Annotated in this window: 16 protein-coding genes and 6 pseudogenes; 9 read left to right on the forward strand and 13 right to left on the reverse strand. The window is 57.3% G+C overall.

The window, feature by feature from the left end; all coding sequences use genetic code 11:
- On the reverse strand, nucleotides 1–80 hold an 80-nt coding region (locus IM273_RS22505; protein WP_226857953.1), incomplete at its 3' end, for a hypothetical protein.
- Nucleotides 81–612: 532 nt separating this feature from the next.
- Between IM273_RS22505 and IM273_RS15830 the strand changes: the two are divergent.
- Nucleotides 613–1,727: pseudogene (locus IM273_RS15830) on the forward strand (IS30 family transposase).
- Nucleotides 1,728–1,847: 120 nt separating this feature from the next.
- Here IM273_RS15830 and IM273_RS15835 read toward each other — a convergent pair.
- From IM273_RS15835 to IM273_RS15855, 5 genes and pseudogenes are all read right to left on the reverse strand, one after another.
- Nucleotides 1,848–2,899 (reverse strand): annotated as a pseudogene (locus tag IM273_RS15835) (IS3 family transposase).
- Nucleotides 2,900–3,060: 161 nt separating this feature from the next.
- Nucleotides 3,061–3,192 (reverse strand): hypothetical protein, encoded by a 132-nt coding sequence (locus IM273_RS22645; protein WP_255467567.1) that lies wholly within the window; start codon nucleotides 3,190–3,192, stop codon nucleotides 3,061–3,063.
- 9 nt (nucleotides 3,193–3,201) lie between these two features.
- Complete coding sequence (locus IM273_RS15845; RefSeq protein ID WP_047062999.1) at nucleotides 3,202–4,545, reverse strand: enolase C-terminal domain-like protein; 1,344 nt, start codon at nucleotides 4,543–4,545, stop codon at nucleotides 3,202–3,204.
- The gene (locus IM273_RS15850) at nucleotides 4,523–5,875 is read right to left on the reverse strand and encodes an MFS transporter (protein ID WP_193051754.1); all 1,353 of its coding nucleotides are present in this window, start codon (nucleotides 5,873–5,875) and stop codon (nucleotides 4,523–4,525) included. Before IM273_RS15850 ends, IM273_RS15845 begins: the two co-directional genes overlap by 23 nt.
- 220 nt (nucleotides 5,876–6,095) lie before the next feature.
- Nucleotides 6,096–6,411: pseudogene (locus IM273_RS15855) on the reverse strand (IS110 family transposase); the annotation flags it as partial.
- Nucleotides 6,412–6,749: 338 nt separating this feature from the next.
- Here IM273_RS15855 and IM273_RS15860 point away from each other — a divergent pair.
- Entirely contained in the window at nucleotides 6,750–6,896 is a 147-nt protein-coding gene (locus IM273_RS15860) for a hypothetical protein (RefSeq protein WP_154400831.1), read from the forward strand.
- 156 nt (nucleotides 6,897–7,052) lie between these two features.
- On the opposite strand, the gene IM273_RS15865 is transcribed toward IM273_RS15860, so the two are convergent.
- Complete coding sequence (locus tag IM273_RS15865; RefSeq protein ID WP_052768066.1) at nucleotides 7,053–7,382, reverse strand: helix-turn-helix domain-containing protein; 330 nt, start codon at nucleotides 7,380–7,382, stop codon at nucleotides 7,053–7,055.
- 66 nt (nucleotides 7,383–7,448) lie between these two features.
- Between IM273_RS15865 and IM273_RS15870 the strand changes: the two are divergent.
- Nucleotides 7,449–7,657: pseudogene (locus IM273_RS15870) on the forward strand (recombinase family protein); the annotation flags it as partial.
- A 258-nt stretch (nucleotides 7,658–7,915) separates the two neighbouring features.
- Nucleotides 7,916–8,131, forward strand: a pseudogene (locus tag IM273_RS15875) (LysR family transcriptional regulator); the annotation flags it as partial.
- A 317-nt stretch (nucleotides 8,132–8,448) separates the two neighbouring features.
- Here the strand turns inward: IM273_RS15875 and IM273_RS22510 are convergent.
- Nucleotides 8,449–8,649, reverse strand: a complete 201-nt coding sequence (locus tag IM273_RS22510; RefSeq protein WP_052768067.1) for a helix-turn-helix domain-containing protein — start codon at nucleotides 8,647–8,649, stop codon at nucleotides 8,449–8,451.
- A gap of 443 nt (nucleotides 8,650–9,092) precedes the next feature.
- Between IM273_RS22510 and IM273_RS15885 the strand changes: the two genes are divergently transcribed.
- The 5 genes and pseudogenes from IM273_RS15885 (at nucleotide 9,093) to IM273_RS15905 (ending at nucleotide 16,755) form a co-directional block, all read left to right on the forward strand.
- On the forward strand, nucleotides 9,093–9,683 hold the full coding sequence (locus IM273_RS15885) for a TetR family transcriptional regulator (protein WP_047063004.1): 591 nt from the start codon (nucleotides 9,093–9,095) through the stop codon (nucleotides 9,681–9,683).
- Nucleotides 9,684–10,315: 632 nt separating this feature from the next.
- Nucleotides 10,316–11,446, forward strand: a complete 1,131-nt coding sequence (locus IM273_RS15890) for an efflux RND transporter periplasmic adaptor subunit (protein ID WP_047063006.1) — start codon at nucleotides 10,316–10,318, stop codon at nucleotides 11,444–11,446.
- A complete protein-coding gene (locus tag IM273_RS15895; protein WP_047063008.1) occupies nucleotides 11,443–14,526 on the forward strand; it encodes an efflux RND transporter permease subunit in 3,084 nt (1,027 codons plus the stop codon). Before IM273_RS15890 ends, IM273_RS15895 begins: the two co-directional genes overlap by 4 nt.
- A gap of 402 nt (nucleotides 14,527–14,928) precedes the next feature.
- A pseudogene (locus tag IM273_RS15900) lies at nucleotides 14,929–15,621 on the forward strand (MipA/OmpV family protein).
- A 171-nt stretch (nucleotides 15,622–15,792) separates the two neighbouring features.
- On the forward strand, nucleotides 15,793–16,755 hold the full coding sequence (locus IM273_RS15905) for an MBL fold metallo-hydrolase (RefSeq protein ID WP_047955838.1): 963 nt from the start codon (nucleotides 15,793–15,795) through the stop codon (nucleotides 16,753–16,755).
- A 139-nt stretch (nucleotides 16,756–16,894) separates the two neighbouring features.
- Here the strand turns inward: IM273_RS15905 and IM273_RS15910 are convergent, their stop codons facing one another.
- The 5 genes from IM273_RS15910 to IM273_RS15930 all read right to left on the reverse strand — a co-directional run bounded on the left by IM273_RS15910 (nucleotide 16,895) and on the right by IM273_RS15930 (nucleotide 21,633).
- Nucleotides 16,895–17,929: a hypothetical protein gene (locus IM273_RS15910; protein ID WP_047955837.1), complete on the reverse strand. Its 1,035-nt coding sequence runs from the start codon at nucleotides 17,927–17,929 to the stop codon at nucleotides 16,895–16,897.
- 152 nt (nucleotides 17,930–18,081) lie between these two features.
- Nucleotides 18,082–18,699, reverse strand: a complete 618-nt coding sequence (locus tag IM273_RS15915) for a membrane integrity-associated transporter subunit PqiC (protein ID WP_047063014.1) — start codon at nucleotides 18,697–18,699, stop codon at nucleotides 18,082–18,084.
- The gene (locus tag IM273_RS15920) at nucleotides 18,696–20,357 is read right to left on the reverse strand and encodes an intermembrane transport protein PqiB (RefSeq protein WP_047955836.1); all 1,662 of its coding nucleotides are present in this window, start codon (nucleotides 20,355–20,357) and stop codon (nucleotides 18,696–18,698) included. The genes IM273_RS15915 and IM273_RS15920 overlap by 4 nt, the downstream gene beginning before the upstream one ends.
- Nucleotides 20,354–20,977, reverse strand: coding sequence for a paraquat-inducible protein A (locus IM273_RS15925; protein ID WP_047063016.1), 624 nt, complete (start codon nucleotides 20,975–20,977; stop codon nucleotides 20,354–20,356). The genes IM273_RS15920 and IM273_RS15925 overlap by 4 nt, the downstream gene beginning before the upstream one ends.
- On the reverse strand, nucleotides 20,974–21,633 hold the full coding sequence (locus IM273_RS15930) for a paraquat-inducible protein A (protein ID WP_047955835.1): 660 nt from the start codon (nucleotides 21,631–21,633) through the stop codon (nucleotides 20,974–20,976). The genes IM273_RS15925 and IM273_RS15930 overlap by 4 nt, the downstream gene beginning before the upstream one ends.
- Nucleotide 21,634: the final 1 nt, after the last annotated feature.

Here is a 21,634-nt window from a genome sequence, read left to right on the forward strand (position 1 = left end):
CCGTCCTGCGAGGCGAACAGCACAAACTCGGTACGTAATGACATGGTATCTCTCGCATCCCAGGGCATAAGCGACTCCATAAACGGGTTCTTATGCCTCAGTTGTAAGTGTCTACCATGTCCCCGAACAAGTGTTCACTATGTCCCCGGACCGTACACCCACGGGAGAGGGGGAACACACTAAAAACGGCAACCCAGTTGCCGTTTTGCATTTACCTTGCGCAGAAAAGCAAAAAGCCTGCTTTAAAAGCAGGCTTTTCAAATTTGGCTCCTCTGACTGGGATCACCTTTGCCAGTAACTGGCTAATAAGGAAGCTAAACTTGAATCTTCATCCTGTCAAGACCACCAAAATGACCACCATTAGTTGTGGGTTAAATAAATCTGTTTATAGGCATTCAATGTTCCCTAATTGTGGCGCTGGGAAGCCTACTTGTGCGGTCGTACCTGCTATAAAAATAGTACTGACTGAGGCCAATAAGACTTGTTAGCAAAAAGCGGTTTGTTCGCTTTTTGCTGTGAGTTCAACGGGTCGATGCAACGCTATCCTTAATCAAGGGGGACGTTGCCATGAAACGAAGAACGCGGATTTACTAAACGTCGGAACAGAAAGCGATTATCCAAGACAGATACAAACAAGGTGATTCCGTGCATGATATCGCCAGAATGTTCGACAGATATCATTCTTCTATTATGCCCACTATCCACCAGACTGGTGGATACCGTCCCCCTGTCGGAAAGCGGCACCCGTTAGCGCTTTCACTTGATGAAAGAGAGGAAATATCCAGAGCGCTTGTAGCAAAAATCAGCATCAGAGCGATCGCAAACAAACTATCGAGAGCTCCCTCAACGATTAGCCGCGAGATTAAGAGGCACGGTGGTGCAAAACAATATCGTGCATCAAAAGCGGATGCTGCTGCGTGGGAAAATGCTCTGAGACCAAAACCTTGCAAGCTAATTGAAAGACCTACACTTTGTAAAATCATCGCAGAGAAGATGCATCAGGACTGGTCGCCGGAACAAATCGCCGGTTGGCTGAAACGCTGTTATCCGGATAATCAGGAAATGCATGTGTTACATGAAACGATATATAAAACGCTTTTCATACAAACTCGGGGGGCATTAAAAAAAGAACTGCAGCAATGCCTCCGAAGCGGAAGAGCCGTGCGTAGATCCAGAACGTCATCGCTTAAAGGGAAAGGATTAGGATCAATCTCGAATGCGGTACAGATAAGCGAGAGGCCACCTGAAGCCGCAGACAGAGCCATACCGGGTCACTGGGAAGGTGACCTGATCCAGGGCTCGAAAAACTCCTGTATCGTCACCCTCGTAGAACGCCATTCCCGCTTTGTTATGTTGGCCAAAATCAGGGACAACAAGACCATAACCGTTATATCTGCACTCATCAGGCAAGCCCGGGGATTACCTGTTGAGCTTTATAAAACATTAACCTGGGATCGAGGAGCTGAAATGACCAGCCACACCCGATTTACTGTAGCTACAGACATCCAGATTTACTTCTGTGATCCTCAATCTCCCTGGCAGGTGGCTCAAATGAAAATACGAATAGGTTGCTCAGACAATATTTTCCAAAGAGAACTGACTTATCGATTCACAGCCAGCAGAGACTAAACAGCGTTGCCAGACAGCTCAACGAAAGACCGAGAAAAACGCTAGACTATGAATCACCCGCAGAACGGTTCAATCAGTGTGTTGCATCCATCAGTTGAACTCACAGCTCATAGAGGATTTGACCTGCCCCCGGTATTAGATACAACCGTCAGTCCATAATGTCGGTTTGTTGAACCGCTCCCCGTATGTGATCCATTCATAATCAGGAATAACTGGCTTCATTCTGGCTGCATATTCTGGCAACCGGCAGATTTTACGGCAAATTCGGAGGGGGTCATCCAGCCCAGCGCAGAATGGGGACGACTTTGGTTATAGTGTATGCGCCAGGCTTCGATTTTGCACCGCGCATCCTCCAGGGACATGAACCAGCTCTCGTTCAGACATTCCTGTCGCAGCCTGCCGTTGAAGGACTCTACCGTCGCATTGTCCGTCGGCGTTCTGGGGCGTGAGAAGTCGATACGGATACCCCGTTCATACACCCAGCTGTCCAGCATTTTCCCCGCAAATTCAGAGCCGTTGTCGGTTTTCAGCATCTGAGGTAACGGACGCCTGAGCTCTATGCTGTTCAGCATTTCCGCCACTTCTGTTGAACGCAGATTCTGCACCACGCAGATCCCCAGGCATTCGCGGGTGTACAGGTCTATAACCGTCAGCAGGCGTAGTCGCCTTCCGTCAAACAACGCATCAGAGACAAAATCCATGCCCCAGACGTGATTCGGATACAGCCCCTGAGGCTGCGGCTGTCGCCGCTGTGCGGATTTATTACGGCGTGGACGCTTGGGGCGCAGCGACAGGCCCTGTTCACTGTACAGGCGGCAAATGCGTTTGTGGTTATCACGCCAGCTTTCCCGCCTGAGCATCACGTGTACCCTGCGGTAGCCATGGTGAACCCTGGTTTAGGTAATCTCCCTGATGCGCAGGCGCAGCGCACTGTCGTCTGCCGCAACGGAATGGTACCGGAACGAGCTGCGGCTGAGCCATAGCGCAAAACAGATTTGTCTTTCGCTGGCACCGTATCGGGCCTGTAAATCCCTGATCCATTCGCGCAGGCGTGCCAGCGTCAGTTCTTTTTTGCCAGCACGTCCTGCAGCATAGCCTTGTCGAGGCTGAGATCGGCCACCAGTTTCTTCAGACGCAGGTTTTCCTCTTCCAGCTGGCGCATGTGCTTTAGTTCTGAGGGTGAAATGCCACCGTATTTCTTACACCAGGTGTAAAACGTGGCGTCGGAGATGCCCAGCTTGCGGCAGACGTCCGGTACGGACATCCCCAGCTCGGCCTGCTACAGGGCAAAGACAATCTGCTCTTCGGTAAATCGTGACTTTTTCATCGGCACCACCTCCGTTCAGGGGAGTGTTTATCATGCCGGAATTCTGTTTCTGAATGGAGCAGGATTTTGGGTCAGTGTCACCCCAGCAGTTGCAGCGCGTCGGTTTACTCGTTCAGCGCGTAGCGTGCGATGGTGCCATCACTGGCTTCTAATATGTAGACAAAAGTTTGCGCCAGCAGTGGCGCGCTGGCGGCAATCGATGCCATGAGCGCCACCGCACGTAATATTCTCTTCATTTCGCTTCCTTAGCGAACCATTGACGGACGTTTGGCATCATAGCGCCAGTTATCAATTAAAAATTGCATCCCCAGCGCATCGTTTCGGTTCTTATCCGGCAGCGCGTTGTAAAGCGCATGCGCCTCCTCGACGCGTTCCATATTCAATTCGATGCCAAAACCCGGGCCTGGCGGTAATTCCAGATAGCCATCGCGGATCTGCGGCGGTTGATGCGTCAGTTGCTGGCCATCCTGCCAAATCCAGTGAGTATCAAAGGCGGTCTGACGATCGCCAGGCGCCGCTGCGCCCAGGTGCGCCACCATTGCCAGTGAGATATCAAAATGATTATTGGAGTGGCAGCCGGTGGTCAGCCCCCATTCGTTGCACAATTGCGCTATCACGTTGGCATTGCGCATCGTCCAGAAGTGCGGATCGGCAAGCGGAATGTCGATGGCGTTAAGTTGCAGCGCATGATGTAATTGGCGCCAGTCGTTAGCAATCATATTGGTCGCGACCGCCACGCCCGTGGCGCGACGGAATTCGGCAAGCGTTTCCCGCCCTGAATACCCTTGCTCAGCACCACAGGGATCTTCCAGATAGGGCACCTTTCCTGCCAACTGTTTACCAAAGCGAATCGCCTCATCCAGCGACCAGCTGGCATTGGGGTCGACAGTGACGCGCGCGCCGGGAAACCGCGCCAGTAGCGCTTCAACCGTTTCCACTTCCGCTTCGCCTGCCAGCACGCCGCCTTTTAGCTTGAAGTCACGAAAGCCGTACTGCTCCACTGCCGCTTCCGCCAGCCGTTGAACGCCAGCGCTGTCCATTGCCGCCTCATGACGCAGACGGAACCAGCCATCCGCCGCGTTATCGCCCGAGCGGTACTGCATTGTGGTGCGCTTGCGATCGGCGATATAGAACAGATAACCCAGCACCGGAATACGCTCACGCTGTTTGCCGCTGGCAAGCAGATCGGCGACCGGCAGGTTAAACAGCTTGCCTTGCAGGTCTAGTAGCGCGGCCTCAATCGCCGCCGCAGCGTTATAAAACTTCTCCGGATTCATCTGCGGAATGTGGATGTCGTTGGTGTGTGAAGTGTGCTTCTGACGCGCCTCACTGTTGAAAAGCTGGCTCAGCGTGGCATTCAGGCGCAGCAGCGAGCTGCCTACAATCAGCGGGCGAAACTGCTCCAGCAACTGCAACGTCGAGGCATGACAGGGCGTTTCGCCCACCCCGGTATGCCCGGCAGAATCGGTGAGGATCACGATAATGCGCGTGAAGAAGCAGTTATGGGCACCGCCGATATTCAAAAGCATGCTGTCATAACCAGCAACTGGGACGATGCGCATGGTATTAATGACTGGACTGTCTGACATGAAGTCTCTCCTTGTGACCTAAAGCGGGGGGAACAGGTTTGGTGCGCAGCAACAGCCACAGGCCGGTCACCACGGACACGCTGGTCAGCGCGTAGAGGCCGCCGGTGGTGCTGCCGGTGTGCATCTCCAGATAGCCAAACACCGTGGGTGCGAAGAATCCGCCAAGGTTGCCGACAGAGTTGATCATCGCAATGCCCGGTGCCGCTATCGAGACGGGCAGTTCGCTTTGCGGCATCGGCCAGAAGAACGCGGCACTGACTTTGGAACCGATGCAAGCCACAATCATCGCCACAAAGCCAAACCACGGCGTGCCAAGCGTGGCCATAAAGGTGCCGCATGCGGCGATCAGCATGGCGATGCCCAGCCCTTTCTCCAGCTTATCGCGATAACGGTCGGTGGCTTTGCCCAGCAGAAACAGCGCAACAATGGCGAAGAGCCACGGGATGGCGGTCAGCAGTCCGGATTCGAAACTGTTGAACCCCTGAATACGCTGGATAATTTGCGGCAACCAGAACACCAGCGTGTAACCGGTCATGGTCATGGTGAAGAAGATCAGGCAGTAGAATATAAGGCTGCGATCGGTGATCAATCCCCAGCGTCCCTGTGTGACGGCACGCTCGTCACGCGTCGCGTCTTCAATTGCCAGTTGCTGCGCGAGCGCCTGTTTTTCCGCGTCGCTGAGCCATTTCGCCCCTTCTGGCTTCGATACCAGTACAAACGCCGCCAGCAGGCCGATCACTATCGATCCGCCGCCTTCCAGAAACATGACCCATTTCCAACCCGCAAGTCCGCCGACATCGTGCATCATCAGGATTGCGCCGGTGAGCGGGCCAGAGAATAGAAACGCGCTTGCGGTTGCACTCAATACCATTGCGGTTGCGCGGCCTCGCCAGGCATTGGGCACCCACTGACGAAAATAGAACAGCACGCCAGGGAAGAAGCCCGCCTCCGCCATGCCAAGCAGGAAACGCAGCATATAAAAATGCATTGGCGTGCTGACGAAACCGGTAAGTACCACCACCGTTCCCCAGGTGATCATAATGCGCGTGAGCCACACCCTTGCGCCGAACTTCTTCAGCATCATATTGCTGGGCACTTCAAACAACGCATAGCCGATAAAGAACAGTCCTGCGCCTAAGCCGAAGGCCGCCGCGCTGATTCCGGCATCGGTTTGCAGCTGGGCTTTGACGAAGCCAATGTTGGCGCGATCAATCTGGTTAATAATAAGCATCAGCGCCAGCATCGGGATAATGCGGCGGAAGAATTTGCCAATCGCAGAAGCGATATGCGCCTCATGATCGGCTGATAATTCATGGCGTTGTTGTGTCATGCGTCACCTTCAGTGAGAGAAAAACACCGCTATAGTTATACGCAGCAGGGTTGGTGAGTAGTTATGTATTTTTGCCCTGGAAGGGTTAGGCAAATGCCATACAGTTATAAAATTTCATAAGGTTATGTAAATTCACGTCGAAGAGTTTCGTGCGGGTTTGTGCGCTGGCTCACTCAGGAGGTGATGTCCGCTTCACGCGCTGAGACATTCGACAAGCTTTTTATGGCTTCAGTAAGGGCGAGTTTCGCGCTTGGAGAGCCAGCAAATACTTTGCTTCGTCGTAACAGGTTCTGTTTTTCCAGCAGCTATAAATTATCCGGATCTATTTGAACGCCAGAGCTCGGATAGCGGATTGATGCGATTTTCCTTTTTCTCGCTGGCCCAGTACGATGAGTTAACCGTCTTCGCAGTCCATTCCACGAATGTCTGTCGGACGAACTTCGCACACTGCCAACGCCAGCGTAGTTTTGAATTTCTTCGGCGCTGTTGAAGCGGTCGCGGTTATCATCCAGTGCGGCAAGCATGCGCGGTCCCATAACTGAACAGTTGGCAACACAAAGCCTCGGAGCTTGGGAGTACAAAGAGAATGTCAACAGGTTGTGCAGGCAGTGTAATGTAATGCCAAAACAGGTCAGACCGTGGTTCACCAAACCTGATAAGACTTCCGAACGTTGAGTTCGCTGAGGTAATTGTGAGATGTGGGCCAGCGGATTTCATTAAGGCCCGCGGCAGAACAATTGCTGCATTAAGGCCGGCAATCGTCCTGTCCGTCATCAAGTACAATGCCTGGCAAACAACGGGAGGCGAGTCTTAAAGCTACGTTTAAGCCTAGTCAAAGTGAAATCATGGGGACTGTTCTTACTGAGCCAGAGCGATGCTAACTGAAGAACGCGCTAAACTGATACTGGCGCTGAGCGTATCGCTGCAGGCTTTATCAACAACTCCAGACGAAGGTGATTATAAAGGTAACGATGTCTTTGACAACGTGCGCGCGTTGGTTGATGCAGCAGGATTCAGATGAGTAACGGATGCAGCCGCTCTGTCAGTCGGCATAAGGCGCGCGGTTAATATATGCACGTCACAAAGCTCTGTTCAGGCTTTATAAGGCTGTATGTAAATTCTCGTTAATCAGGGAATATACTTATGTTTACCGGATATGCACCGTACTGCCGTGCTCTCAGTTAAACCGACTGGGCGTTTTACCGAAGCTCTGACGGAATACGTCAATATAGGCGCTGACGTTACTATAACCGCTCAGCGATGCGATTTCACTGACTGGCAATCCCTCTGACACCCAGCGCAGTGAAGCCACCACCTTTGCCTGCTGGTGCCAATGACTGAAACTCAGCCCGGTCTGCTGACTGAATAGACAGTTGATGCTTCTGATGCTGAGCCCCGCTTCATGGGCAGGCTGTTGCTGATCCATTATGCAGGCCGGCTGGCTCAGCAGCTTGTCTGCAACGCTGCGCGCCCTGCGTTCTGTTGGCAGCTTCAGCGCCAGCGGCAATTCCCGACAACGGAGTGTTTCATAGCCCAGCAGCGTCAGAAGGGGGTTCGTGTATTCCTCAGGGAAGCCAGTGACAAGCTTGTTTTTGGAATCTTTGCCGCACAGGCGGAGTTTGAGCGAGAATTGATTGCCGAGCGAACAACAGCAGGTCAGGCCTCAGAAGGGACCCGAGGGAAGAAGGGGCGGCCTAAAAAATGACGCCAATAAAATCGCTACCGGCAATGGCATTAATAGGACGGCCAGAAACGAAAGTCAGTACATTATGCCACGAACTCAGGGGGTGAAAGTACGCTTAGTTTTCTTGCTCATTAAGTCATTTGTTTTGTGTTGAATGAGAATATAACCTTTAATCAGGTGGCCAAATTTTCTATGCCACTACAATCAGAGCTTCATTGAGGAATTCAGGTGTGTGTAATTTACGGGGCTTTTTGCTTATTGATAATGATCTTGTCATGAGTCCCTCTGGTTGAGAGTTTTCTCACTTAGTCCCGTGTCCACTATTGCAGGGTAGGATTAATCGAGGGAAGTGTCCCTCGCTGGATCTGATGCTTACATTGGACGGCGCAGGCTATGGCATCGGCTTGATGACTGCGACCAAGATCCCGGTAAGCCAACGATCGGATGTCGTTATCCGTCACCTGGCAGTCGAATCGGCTTTGACTATTTACTTGCTTCGCTCCGAGAACAACCGCTTGTCTGTTTCACTAGAGTGGCTTATCGATCGTCTGCGCGATGGCTTGGGCGAATAAATTTCCTGCAAACCGGTCTCAAGAATCCGCAGCAGACTGTGTATTCCTTTTCGAGCTTCTCGCTGTTGCCACGGAGGCCGGTGAACGAGCCACGGCTGGGGCGGGAAACCACTGCCACATTCCACAGCCATGAAGTGTCATGCGCGGTCGGAGTAACGTGCGGTACCCCGATAAAACAGATCATTCTATCCATCCACGGCACTCGAAGATGCCGTTGCTCTCGATCAACTGAGCCGGAGGTTGCGTTCAGCTATGTAGCGCCTCGGTGAAGTGCCGAGTGATTTGCGGAACATAGTCACAAAGTTACCGGCACTTTCTTAACCCAGACTATCGGCGACCTGTCGAACCGACATTCCAGTACTCAACCATTTCACCGCAAGAATGACTTGGATCTGCTGGCGCCAGCGTTCGAAGCTCATACCGGTTTCCTGAATAAGCAACCGTGCGAGAGTGCGTTCACTCAGGCCGACACGAATAGCCCAAGTGCGGACGGTCCCGCGGTGTATTGGGGCTTCCATGAGATCTTCTGCAGTCGCACATCGGGCGGCATTGGCAGGCGAAGATTCCCCCTTGGTACCACCTAAATTTCACCTAAAAGTAAACTAATCAGATGTGTTTCTGCCCTCTGGATAGAACATAGAGAAACTTGCGGAGCGGATCACTAGCTCACGTAACAATGGTGTCGCAGATATCGTGCAGAACTTCGACGGAAGACTCGAAGCAGCGCTTGAGTTGATGTAGGCGATTTAGCATTCGATTATACCTGCGGCCAAGATCTTGTGAAAGAAGCCTCCCGGCACATTGATCTCTGGTGCTAGCCGCGTCTCCCGGTCGGTCTTTATAAACCTTCATTATATGGCAGCAATGAAGCGCTTCGAAGCGTCGGTTTAGAGCAAACCAGATGCCTTATGGCACTAAGTGCCTTATTGTCACTTGGTGCCAGATATGACAGAATACTCTCATGGCAAATAAAAATCCCGGCCTTCGCGAAAGGCACAAAGAGAGCACCCGGAGGGAGCTATCCAACCTCGGGCTTGAGTTGTTTCTGAAACAGGGCTTTACCCACACGACCATCGAACACATCGTCGAGCCGCTTGGTGTGGCTAGGCGTACGTTCTTTCGCTACTTCAAGACTAAAGAAGATCTGATCTTCCTGTGGCACGACGAGAAGACGCATGAGCTGGTCGATGAATTGCGGGGGCGTCCCGACCACGAGGGGCCACTGGATGCGGTCAGAGAGACGCTGGCCACGACGCTCCTGCGGTATGACGCCAATCCTGACATGGCTTTTGCACTGGTGCGCCTGCTGAAGGAAACGCCGGCTCTGCTCGCCAAGGGATGCGAAAAGCGGATGGATCGGGAGGTGTCGCTCGCTGCCGCACTCGTGGAACGAGAAAGCGAGACCGGGCTGAGCATGCTCAAAGCGCGCATCATCGTGGGCGCGGTGACGTCCGCATGGACGGCTGCCCTTGACGAGTGGTATGCGGATGGCGGCAGGCAGAACCTGCGCTCCATCGTGGCCAGGGCGTTTTCATTGGTGGGCGAACTGTGATGGCAGCTATGCACGTCTTGTCGGGCCATCAGCAACGCTATCGTCCCCGGCTCATGACGAGCGTGCTGGTCGCTGCGCCTGGCCCTGGTCCCAGCCAGACCAGATGCGCTCAATGGCCCGGGGTCAACGGCGCGGTGTCGCGAGACAAATCGCAAACCCAGACAGGTGGCACAGACACGATCAGCACCACTTCGGGGTTCTCTGGCGCCAGGTTCTTGTGAGAGCCAGACCTGTGGGGAGATGCCCCTGCGACAGAAGAAGTGGCCCGCAGTGAGCCTGATGCGCGCAACGCCAATGACGTGAGTTCCCTGACGGCTATGTTCCCCGCGTGGCTGGATGCGGATACCTCTCTCCAGACCGCCGATGCGTCTGCAGTTGCGCGCACGCGAACGAAGTCCGGTATAAGGCGGATGTAATCACCTTATTCGGGCAGGAAGGCCCGGGTTGACAGCTCAGGGGCGCGCAGGAAAGCGCCATCGCCGCTGCTTACGATCGCACCCATCCCGGGTCTCCTTGTGCGCGCCGCAGGGAACCCGCCGTTATGGGCCGCAGTACCGCAGCCCACAACGACTGAGCAAATGGACGACGCTCCGTCTGCCACCCCTGTATCGCCCGTAAGGAAAATTATCGCCATGAGTCAGGAACAAGAACACCGTAACCAGCCCACCCGGGGACACCTCCGGCGGCACCGGATCGCGTATTTCGTGGGGGGAGTGGCCCTCGTTGTGACGGCGCTGGCGATAGTCGTCGGCAGGGGCGATACGACGCTGGAGGAAGCGACTGCCGCGGCGACGCCGGCGCTGACCGTCACATGCACCATCCCCCGGGAAGTCTCGTGGCCCATAGAGATCAGGGCTTCGGGTGCGATTGCCGCATGGGAAGAAGCCAGCATCGGTGCTCAGATTGGTGGTTATCAGCTCATCGATGTTCGCGTCAATGTCGGCGATATCGTCAGGAAGGGACAGATTATCGCTCGTTTTGACCCGGATCTGTTGCTGGCGGAACGCGCGGAACTGAAAGCGAATGCCGATCAGGCTGCCGCCAACCGGCAGCGCGCGCTCGCGTTGCAAAGCAGCCGCGCGATGAGTGAACAGGACGTGCTCCAGCTGGTGACTCAATCCAGGACCGCGGATGCGCTGCTCGCTGCCAATCAGTTGCGGCTGCGTTACACCGACGTCACTGCGCCGGACGATGGTGTCATCAGCCACAGGACTGCAACGCTCGGCAGCGTCGTTACGGTGGGCCAGGAACTGTTTCGCATGATTCGCCGGGGGCGCCTGGAGTGGCGTGGCGAACTGACCGCCGAGCAACTCGCTCAGGTCGAGATCGGGCAGCAGGTAACATTAGACCTTCCCGACGGCAAGACAGCGAAGGCGACGGTTCGCCAGACCTCGCCGATTCTGGATAGCACCTCTCGCCTGGCCACTGTTTACGCCGACATCCACCCTGGAAGCACGGCACGGGCTGGTATGTACGCCAACGGCAGGCTCGGACTCGGGACAGAGCCGGCGCTGGTCGTGCCCGCCGAGAGCGTTGTCATCCGCGATGGGCGCAGCCACGTCCTGGTGCTGGCCGACACCAGTGCCACGTCCCGCGTGTCGCTGCGAAGCGTCAGCGTCGGCCGGCGTAATGGCCGTGAGGTCGAGGTCACCGAGGGGCTTGGCAAGGACGAGCGTGTTGTTGTCCGGGGAGCCGGCTTCCTCAAGGATCGCGATCTGGTCCGGGTTTCGCAGGGGCAGCCTGCTGGGGCGGGCAGACCATGAATTTCGCTACCTGGTCCATTCGCAATCCGATCCCCTCGATCCTGCTGTTCGCACTGCTGGCACTCGCAGGGCTATGGGGGTTCCAGAAGCTGCCTACGCAGGATCTTCCAGACCTTGATCTACCAATGGTCACGGTCATGCTGACGCAGCCGGGGGCGGCTCCTGCGCAGCTGGAGACGGAGGTCGCGCGCAAGGTCGAGGATTCACTTGCGACCTTGAGTGGTTTGAACCATCTGCGCACATCGATCACGGATGGTTTGGTTTCAATCCAGGTCGAATTCGTGCTGGAGAAGAACCTGTCGGACGCGCTGATCGAAACCAAGAACGCGGTTGACAGCATCCGGTCTGATCTGCCGGATGATCTTCTGCAACCGACCGTCAGTGCTTCCACGAGCGTAGGTTCGCCCGTTCTGACCTACGCCATATCGTCGTCCCGGCTTAATGAGGAGCAGCTTTCGTGGTTTGTGGATGACACCATTGCCAAGACTATTTTCTCGCTTCCCGGAGTCGGTCGGTTCGAGCGGCTTGGCGGAATCGAACGTGAGGTTCGGATTGAGCTCGATCCGTCGCGCATGTCTGCCCTCGGCATCACGGCGGCGGATGTCTCCCGTGCACTGCGCCAGGTTCAGCAGGAATCTTCCGGCGGCCGTGGTCAGCTTGGCGGCCAGGAGCAGTCGGTTCGCACGATTGCCACGGTTCGCCAGGCATCGGAGCTTGCGGACCTGCGAATCGCGTTGTCCAACGGCAAGAGCTTCAGGTTGGACCAAATCGCGACCATCGTCGATGGTCAGGCCGACCCCACGCAGGCGGCCCTGCTCGATGGCGAGCATGTGGTCGGCTTCAGCGTGTACCGCGCCAGGGGCTTTGACGAGGTACGGCTGGCCGAGGGCGTTCGCGAGGCCCTGGCCGGCCTTCAACAGGCCGACCCGGCGCTCAGCCTGACTGAGATTTCGGGGTCGGTCGGCCAGACGCTTGAGCAGTATGAGGGCTCCATGGCGATGCTGTACGAGGGGGCCATCCTCGCGATGATCGTCGTCTGGCTGTTCCTGCGCGACTGGCGGGCGACGCTGATAGCCTCGACCGCTCTGCCGCTGTCCATCCTTCCGGCATTCGCGGCCATGGCCTGGCTGGGCTTCACGCTCAACACCGTGACGCTGCTGGCGCTGGCGGTGATCGTCGGCATCCTGGTCGATGACGCCATCGTGGAGATCGAGAACATCGAGCGCCACCGGCACAGGGGCAAGTCGGTCCGGGAAGCCGCAGAGGACGCCGTGACCGAAATTGCCCTGGCGGTGATGGCGACCACAATGAGCCTGGTGGTCGTCTTCCTACCGACGGCCATGATGAGTGGTATCGGCGGCCTGGTGTTCAAACAGTTTGGCTGGACCGCCGTGATCGCCGTGCTCGCTTCGCTGCTGGTGGCGCGCCTGCTCACACCCATGATGGCGGCCTACCTGCTCAAGCCCGAGCCGATCCCCGAGAAGGAAGATGGCCGGGTCATGCGCTGGTACATGGCAACGGCGCGCTGGTGCCTGAAGCATCGCAAGACGACCCTGAGCGGAGCGGTCATCTTTCTCGCGGCTTCGCTCGCCCTGGTGCCTTTCATCGAGACGGGCTTTATCCCCGCCTCTGATAGCGGCAGCACGACCCTGAGCATCGAATTGCCGCCAGCCAGCTCGCTGGAGGACACGTTGGCGGTCGCCGGGTCGGCCCGCAAAGCCATCGGCGATGTTGACGGCATCGCCCATGTTTTCGCCACGGTGGGCAAGGCGCAAAGTGCCGGCCCCGGTGGGGCGCAGGCGGGCGAAGTTCGGCGCGCGTCGCTCACGCTCACGCTGGGGCCGCGTAATGATCGCCCTTCGCAGCAGGTCATCGAGAAAGCCGTGCGGGAACGCTTGCTCGATGTTCCCGGGGCGCGCTTTGCCATCGGCGGCGGCGGGCCGGGCGAAAAGCTTACGATCATCCTCGCCAGCGACAATGCCGAGGCACTTAAGGCGAGCGCGGATGCGGTGGAAGCCGAACTGCGCGACGTCAAGGGCCTTACTGGCATTGCCTCGACGGCCAGCCTGGAGCGCCCGGAGATCATCATCCGTCCCGACCCGGAGCGCGCCGCCGAGCGCGGCGTGACGACCGAGGCGATCGGGGACGTAGTGCGGGTGGCAACCAGAGGCGATTTCGACGCTCAGGTGGCGCGCCTGAACCTCGACAACCGCCAGGTCTATATCCGCGCGCGCATTCCCGATGCCGCGCGGCAGGACATCGACACGCTCGGCAACATGCGCGTGCCGGGGCGCGACGGGTCGGTGCCGCTGGCAAGTGTCGCCAGCCTGACTGTGCAAAGTGGCCCCGCGCAGATCGACCGCCATGACCGTCTTCGCAACGTCACCATTTCGGCCGATTTGGGAGGTACCGCGCTCGGGACGGCGCAGGCGGCTGTGGCCAACCTGACTTCGATCAAGTCCCTTCCGTCCAGTGTGAAGGTGATTGAGGCCGGCGACGCGGAGATCGTTGCCGAACTCGGCGGGGGCTTTGCCATGGCGCTCGTGGTCGGTGTTTTGTGCATCTACTGCGTTCTGGTGCTGCTGTTCAGGGATTTCCTTCAGCCCATCACCATCCTCTCTGCCATTCCTCTGTCCATAGGTGGCGCGTTCCTCGCGCTTCTGGTCACGCGCAGCCAGTTGAGTGTGCCTTCGATGATCGGTCTGGTGATGCTTATGGGTATCGTCACCAAGAACTCCATCCTGCTCGTCGAGTACGCGGTTATCGGTATACGCGAGCGCGGATTGCCTGTTCACGAGGCGCTGCTGGATGCGTGCCACAAGCGTGCCCGTCCCATCGTGATGACCACCATCGCGATGATCGCCGGCATGTTGCCTATCGCGCTGGGGTTAGGTGCGGATTCTAGCTTCCGCCGGCCGATGGCCATGGCGGTTATCGGCGGCCTTATCACATCGACTGCCTTGAGCCTGCTGGTCGTGCCAGCCGTGTTCCTGTATGTGGACAGGATCGAGAAATGGCTGGCATCGCTTGGTTTTTTTCGACACACCGTACGCGCTACCGCTGACGAGGTTGAGCGATGACGCAACTAACCTCGTCACGACTCAACAGTCCTGCAATTCACTCGTCACATCGAAACTTGATGCGCAGCGCCTGCACTGACCCGTGCGGGACGACCCAGTGTCGTCCGGACGGTATGGAAATCAGGCAGACGGTGCAGTGCGGCCGTCTGCTGGTGATGGTCCGCGAACTCATCGAGATGGCCCGATGGCGTGGTCCGCGAGCTGCCATTCCCCAGTACAGGGGAGGCATTTTCACGTTTTCCTTAAAAGGGATCAATCATGTCATCTCGTCCTCAATGCGCAGTCCGCCTGCGCCGGCAGCCGTCTTACGCTGCGCTACCGATCCTGGTCGCTGGCATTTTTTCAACACCCGTTGCATGGGCTCAGACCGACGATACGAATAAGTCGGCGAGAGGTCAGGCGATGCCCGAAGCCGGACGCAGTGAACCGACGTGGGGGATTGGCGTTGCCGGTGGCATACAGTACCGCGTCTACCGCGACTTCGACGACCGCGTTCGAGGCTTGCCAATGATTACCTATGAGAACAAATGGATTCAGGTGGCCGGGCCTGTCCTGGACGTCAAGCTTCCGTCGGTCGGGCCGGTGTCATTCAGGCTGCGTGGTCGGTACATCGGGGAAGGCTTCGATTCGGGCGATTCCCCATATTTCGCGGGCATGCGCGATCGAGACTCCAGTTTCTGGCTCGGCGCCGCCGCCATCTGGCGTACCGGCATTGCCAATTTCTCTGCTGAAGTGCTCACGGATGCCATGAGCAACAGCGGGGGGATGCGGACGACGCTGCAGATCGACAGGCGATTTACCGCAGGCACAATCGGGCTGGCCCCGCGGCTGGCGGCCGAGTGGGTGGATGGCGAGTACGTGGACTATTAATACGGCGTAAGGTCAGACGAGGCACGGAGCTGGCGCCCGGCCTACGGCGGTAGTTCCGCGCTCAATACCGAAATCGGGCTTCGCGTGGACTGGCAGCCCGTGTCCAGTCACACCATGTTCCTCGACATGGGCGCCAAGCACATGGGCAGCTCGATCCGCAACAGCCCGCTGGTGGAAAAGAGCACGCAGTATGGCCTTGGTCTCGGCTACCTCTATCGGTTCTGAGAAGCGATTGATGGCATCGCCCGTTGTTGGCGTTTGCCGGGTATCGCATTCGACTCGAAATGAGGGGGATGCAACGTATTGGGAAGGTCTTCTGGAACACCGATTGGTGTGTTCATCGAGCGACTCATGCCATAGGCGTTCATCCTCATCGTCAATGTGGAAGGGGTGGCTATGGCAATTTTCGGCAAATCCAGACGTTTCAGGAATCTTGACGGGAGCGAAGCTCCCGGCACCGTGGTGCCGGCATTTCGGATGCTGGTCGTCGATAGTCTTGCAGGCCGGGGCCGTGGTGTACCGAGAAAGGCTTCGGTGCCGTGTGTGGTGCCCGATCTCGTCGCGATCGCCACTCCACCGGGCACGGGTGAAGGCGCGCGCCTGACCTGGATCGGGCATGCGAGCTGGCTGGTGCAGATCGAAGGGAAGTCGTTCCTCGTCGATCCGGTCTTCGGTGAGCTTGCCCTGGGGCCAGGGGGGCGGAATGTTCCGGCTGGCCTGCGCCCCGAGGATCTGCCATCCATCGACGCGGTGCTGATCAGTCACAACCACTACGACCATCTCGACCTTCCATCCGTGAAGAGCGTCGATGCGCCGGTGATCGCCGGCCTGGGCATGGCGTCGTTCCTCGCAAAAAAAGGGATTTCCGCAAGCGAGTTGGACTGGTGGCAGTCCATCGACATCGGCCCCGTGAGGGTGACTTTCGTGCCCGCCCAGCACTACAGCCGTCGCGGCTTGACCGACGTAAACGAAACGCTGTGGGGCGGATTCATTCTCGAGGGAGCTTCCGCCTGCATCTACCATTCGGGCGATACGGGCTACTTTGACGGGTTCCGGGAAATCGGCCGCCGTTTCCCGGTGATCGATGCTGCACTTTTGCCCATCGGCGCCTATGAGCCGTCCTGGTTCATGCGCCGCCAGCACATGAACCCCGAGGAGGCTGCCCGGGCCTACAGGGATCTTGGTGCCGGGTGCTTCTTCGCCATGCACTGGGGGACTTTCAAGCTGACCTACGAGCCGCTAGACGAACCGCCGGTTCGCCTGGCAGCAGAGTGGGAGCGCCTTGGACTTCCCGCATCGGAAAAGCGGGTTCTTGCCGTTGGCGAAACCGCGGACGTGTGGCGTTATCCGAATGACTAATCTCATACCCGCCGGGCAGTCAGCGCATTGTCGTACAGACAGAAAATGAGTAAGGCCTTGACGATTTCCGCTGGCAGCCCGGTCCCCACGCTTTCTTGGCGGAAGCCTGGGTGGATCCTGCAAGCCCTGGCGTCCCACGCTAGTCTGGCAATGCGGTATGCACCTGACGTAAATCCACCCGGCCGATTGTCCCCCTGATGCGTCCCAGCCACAGGGTGCCCTGAATTTCGACTGCGCCGCTCGCCAGAGGAAAATCCGCGCAGTCAACCAGCGGCTGCACGCTCATTGTTTGTGGGTCAATGCGTAGCACGCGCGCATTCCCGCACGCAGCACCTTCCTTCCCGGAGAAATACTCAACGATTTCCCGTAGGGTGCCTTGCTGGCCCGCGAGCAAAAGACTACCGTCCGGCGCCCAGTGTACATTGTCGCTGTGGAAACCGGTTTGAATTACATGTTTCTTCGCGGCACCGGCTCTGAACGAAAAGCGGTTAAAGGTCTGGCGGACAGAATCTGCGTAGTAGAGCCATTCTCCGTCAGCCGACGTTTCGATTCCGTTCGGCATCAGGTCGCCTCCGGTATCGACCTTGCTCCATCCGGAACGGGAACTCCAGGCCAGCACCTCACCGATGCTGCGCCCACCCTCGATTTCCTCGAAATTCAGCGCACGACCTCCCTTCTTGGGGATGGGCAGCGTGGTCTGCGTCATCACGAATCCGTCGGGCATTGGTGCGACCCCGTTGCCGGTCACAGAACCCGGTGTAAGCACGCAACCCCGCCAGTGGATGCGGGGCAGAACGTCACGGGTATCGACAGTGAAAATCTCCACGGATTCGCGGACGCCGTGATGCACGACGAGGAGCTGGTGGACACCGTTCGCGCCACGACGAATGGTGAGTCCGTGTGGATTGAAGCGCTCTGGCGGCCGGTCGGGCTGGCCGTGAAAGGTGTGCGCGTCGAAGCGTACCTGCGCCTCCGGAGAGGGATAAAGGGCACGGATTGCATGCGTGGATGTGTTCACCAAATCCAGTCGCCCTTCGCCATCGGGTGCCAACGCTCTCACGCTCACGATCAGCCAATGCGTGCCTGGAATTCCAGTCAGGTCTTCAGAGGCTTCGATTGATCCCACCGGCGCTACCTGCGTTGCACCGTTTGTCAGGTTCTTGGGTGTATCCATTGTCATTCAACCCTCAATGTTTATGGGGAGGTGGTTCAAGAAGGCGAGGTCCACCCTCTCGCGATTGCGGATGCTGTCTATCAATCTACTATCGTCGGACTCCCGATCACATCCTCCGTCGATCACGGGCAGGACGCGCAATACTCCCGGGGTTACTCCTGTGGGTCCACGCAAGCTGCCTGACGAGAATGTGCCCAGGCTCGTGCATCTGTCGCTATCCTCCTGGCTAACGCAGCGACCAGTCGTTGTTGGGCCTGAACCATTTCCGGATAGCCTCCTGGCGCGGGCTCATCCAGATAGCCCCGGCAGACCAGCCGTGGCTTTCCCGCCTCATTCGCGAATCCCAAACTCCAGTCGGCATCAAGCTGAACCCGTTGTCCGGGCCAGGCATCAAACCGACGCAACTGGAGTTTGATTCTGAGTACAGGCCTGGCAGAGGTCTGTGGCAGCCCGGCCACATCCTGGGTGGCCAACTCATGCGTCAGTACTGACGATAAGGCACTACGAATTTCGTCATCCAGCGGGCCAGTCCAGCGCTCGTTATCAAGGACAACGGCACCAGCGGCGCCCTGTCGTACGACCAGTTGTGACTGATCGTTCTGTGACGGGATACCGACCGGCAATACATCAACCATGAAGGGGGCCGGTGGCTTCGTCGTTATTGTTTCCCCGGACGGTGCGAGAAGTGAGTAGTAATGTACTGGCGGAGACGCGCAGGCATTCAGAAAGAAGACCGGCACGAGAAGCCCAGAAAAACGGTAACTTTTCATTGATGCGATTCCTGTTGACTTACTGTGTTGTCTTTTCCTGTGGCAGGAGGCGAGGGAGATTCCGGGCGTCCGCGCAACAGTGATTCAGGATGCCGGCCAAGCATGTCTGTCAGCACCCGTAGTGAGCGAGATACCCGCTGAACTTCCTGTAGCGTCTGGCCCAGGTTTTGCTGTAATGGCGCATCTTCGGCCAGCACACCTTGTGCCGCACCAAAGGCCTGCCGGGCCTGCAGCAGGGTCTGCGTGGTTTGCGGTAACGTCTGGCTGTTGACTTGCTTAAGGGTCTTGTCAAGTTCTGCTAATGTGCTGTCGAGGTTTCGCCCGATTGAGTCGAGGGGCATCTTCTCTATCTTGCCGACGATGCTGGCCACCTGCCCCTGCAACTGATCGAAACTGCCGTTGATTGTGGGAACGCTTAGTGGGCGTGCCGATATGTCTATGGTTCTTTTCGGTGCATCCGGAACAAATTCCAGCGAAACATAGAGCTGTCCGGTCAGCAGATTTCCTGATCTCGCCTGCGCGCGCAGGCCATGTTCGACCAGTTCTCTCAGAAATTGAGCGGCTTGTTGCTCTGTATTTGTACCAGGCAATTTATCCAACAGACGCCCAAGACGTTGTGGATACACCACGATGCCAACGGTTGTGGGGAATCGGAGCGTACTTGGATCGTAGTCGAGGTTTATTGATACCACCCTGCCCAGATCCATCCCCGAGAATTGAACCGGAGCACCTACAGATAAACCGCGTAGTGCCTGGTCGAAGCGTAGCTGGACGAACTGCTCCGGCCCGTCGGGTTCAGCCATGGCGCTGGCTTGATCCGGTGCAAGACTGAACTGGGTATTTTCAGGTGCCTTTTGCGTGTGATCTTTGCCGCGTGCAGAGGCGGCGAAAGCAATTCCTCCCGCCACAATTGTGGCCACGGATTGCGTTTTGAGCTTGAGTCCGTCAGCACCCAGCGAAACATCCATCCCACTGGCATTCCAGAATCGGGTATCGGTAGTGACAAAGCTGTCGTAGGGTTTGTCGATGAAGACCTGCAGGCTGACGTGATTACCATCATCATCAAGCTTGTAGGAGGCTACCCGGCCCACCTGGATACGCCGGAAGTAGACCGGCGAGCCAACATCCAGCGACCCCAGATCTTCGGTATGCAGGACAAATGACTTTCCGGGCATACCACCAATAACCGTTGGCGGCGTTTCAAGGCCAGTAAAGACTTTGCTGGATGCATGTTCCGATCCAGCATCCGCCGCAATATAGGCGCCGGAGAGAAGTGTGTCGATGCCTGATATACCGCCGGTGCCAATACGCGGGCGCACGACCCAGAACCGCGTGTCGCTGCGGGTCAGACTTTCCGCGCTCCTGGCCAACGAGACCGTGGCGGCAACGTGCGAGCCGTCGTCGCTGAGTGTGATTGCCGTTACTGTGCCCACGGTCACGTCCTTGTACTTGACCGGTGTTTTGCCTGCCTCCAGTCCTGCCGCTGTACGGAAAGCTATAGTGATTTCAGGACCAGCTGACAGCCAGGTATGCGCCAGCATTGACAGCCCGACCAGTGCAGCGATGGCTGGTACCAGCCATACCAGGGAAATACGCCAGCGACGGCGGGCCACTGCAGGATTGCCGGGCTGGTGGATATGTTCGGGTTCGTTATTCATTCCGGTTTATCATCCCATATCAGACGGGGGTCGAAGGTCATAGCTGAGAGCATGGTAAGGATCACCACCACGCCAAAGAAGAAGATGCCAACTCGTGGCTCGATATCACTCAGGCCCTGGAACTTGACCAGCGCGGCAACTACAGCCACCACCAGTACGTCGAGCATTGACCAGTAGCCGATCACCTCAACGAGCCGGTAGAGTCTGGCTCGCTCGCGTCTCGCCCAGTTACTGCGTCGTTGTGAAGTTATCAGCAGCAGTGTGAGGACAAGAAACTTGGTGCAGGGAACTGCCACGCTGGCAATGAAAATCACCAGAGCGATGCCATAAGACCCGGATTTCCAGAACTCGATAGCGCCGTTCATGATGGTGCTACCGCTGCCACTGCCGAGTAGGCTGGTATACATAACCGGCAGCACGTTGGCCGGAATGTAGAAAATCAAGCCAGCGATCAACAAGGCCCAGGCCCGCACAATGCTGTCGGGGCGCCGACGATGCAGTGATGCGCCGCAGCGAGGGCAGTGTACGTGCTTCGTTTCGTCGAGCTTGTCCTGGCAAACGAGTCTACAGATATGGCAGCCGATGACACCCAGGTGGCACGCGCGGGGAGGCAGATTCATGTGCGGCCCGCCTGCCGTTGCTGGTTGTATTCGGTCAGCTCCCACAGCCAGTGGATATCGCGGCTCGCGATCAGCGTAATCAGCAGCACTAACACGGCCGTGGCCCAGATCCCCGGTCCGGGTGCTACCTGGAGGAAACTTGACAGTTTGATGACCGCCACCAGAATGCCGAGCAGACCGACCTCAATCATGCTCCAGGGGCGCAACGCGACCAGCATCCGCATCGCCTGCGCGAAGCCTGGCGCACGCCGACCAGTGCGGGCAAAAGCCAGCACCCAGGCCAGCAGAGTGATCTGTAGAAGTGGTGCCACGATGATTGATATTGCAGTTGGTACTGCAATGGGAGCGCCAGGTCCGTAGGCGAGCGCCGCCGTCGACTGCCAGAGCGTGGTCTCGTTGTGCAACCCCTGCATACTGATGCGAACGACCGGGCAGACGTTGGCGATCACGAACACGATTGCTGCGGCGACGGTCAGCGCCAGCCAACGATCGACATCCAGACGGTTGGCGCGATAGAGGATGGCAGTACATTGCTCGCAGCGTGCAACCTCGCCCGGGGCCAGCGCGATGCGCCGGTACACCCTGTCGCAGTGCTCGCAGACAACGAGGTCTGGAAACACGATGAGTTTAGCGGAGAGACTCAGTTTCTTTGCCATG

It is taken from the genome of Enterobacter cloacae complex sp. P13B (assembly GCF_014895915.1).
Lineage (GTDB): Bacteria > Pseudomonadota > Gammaproteobacteria > Enterobacterales > Enterobacteriaceae > Enterobacter > Enterobacter bugandensis.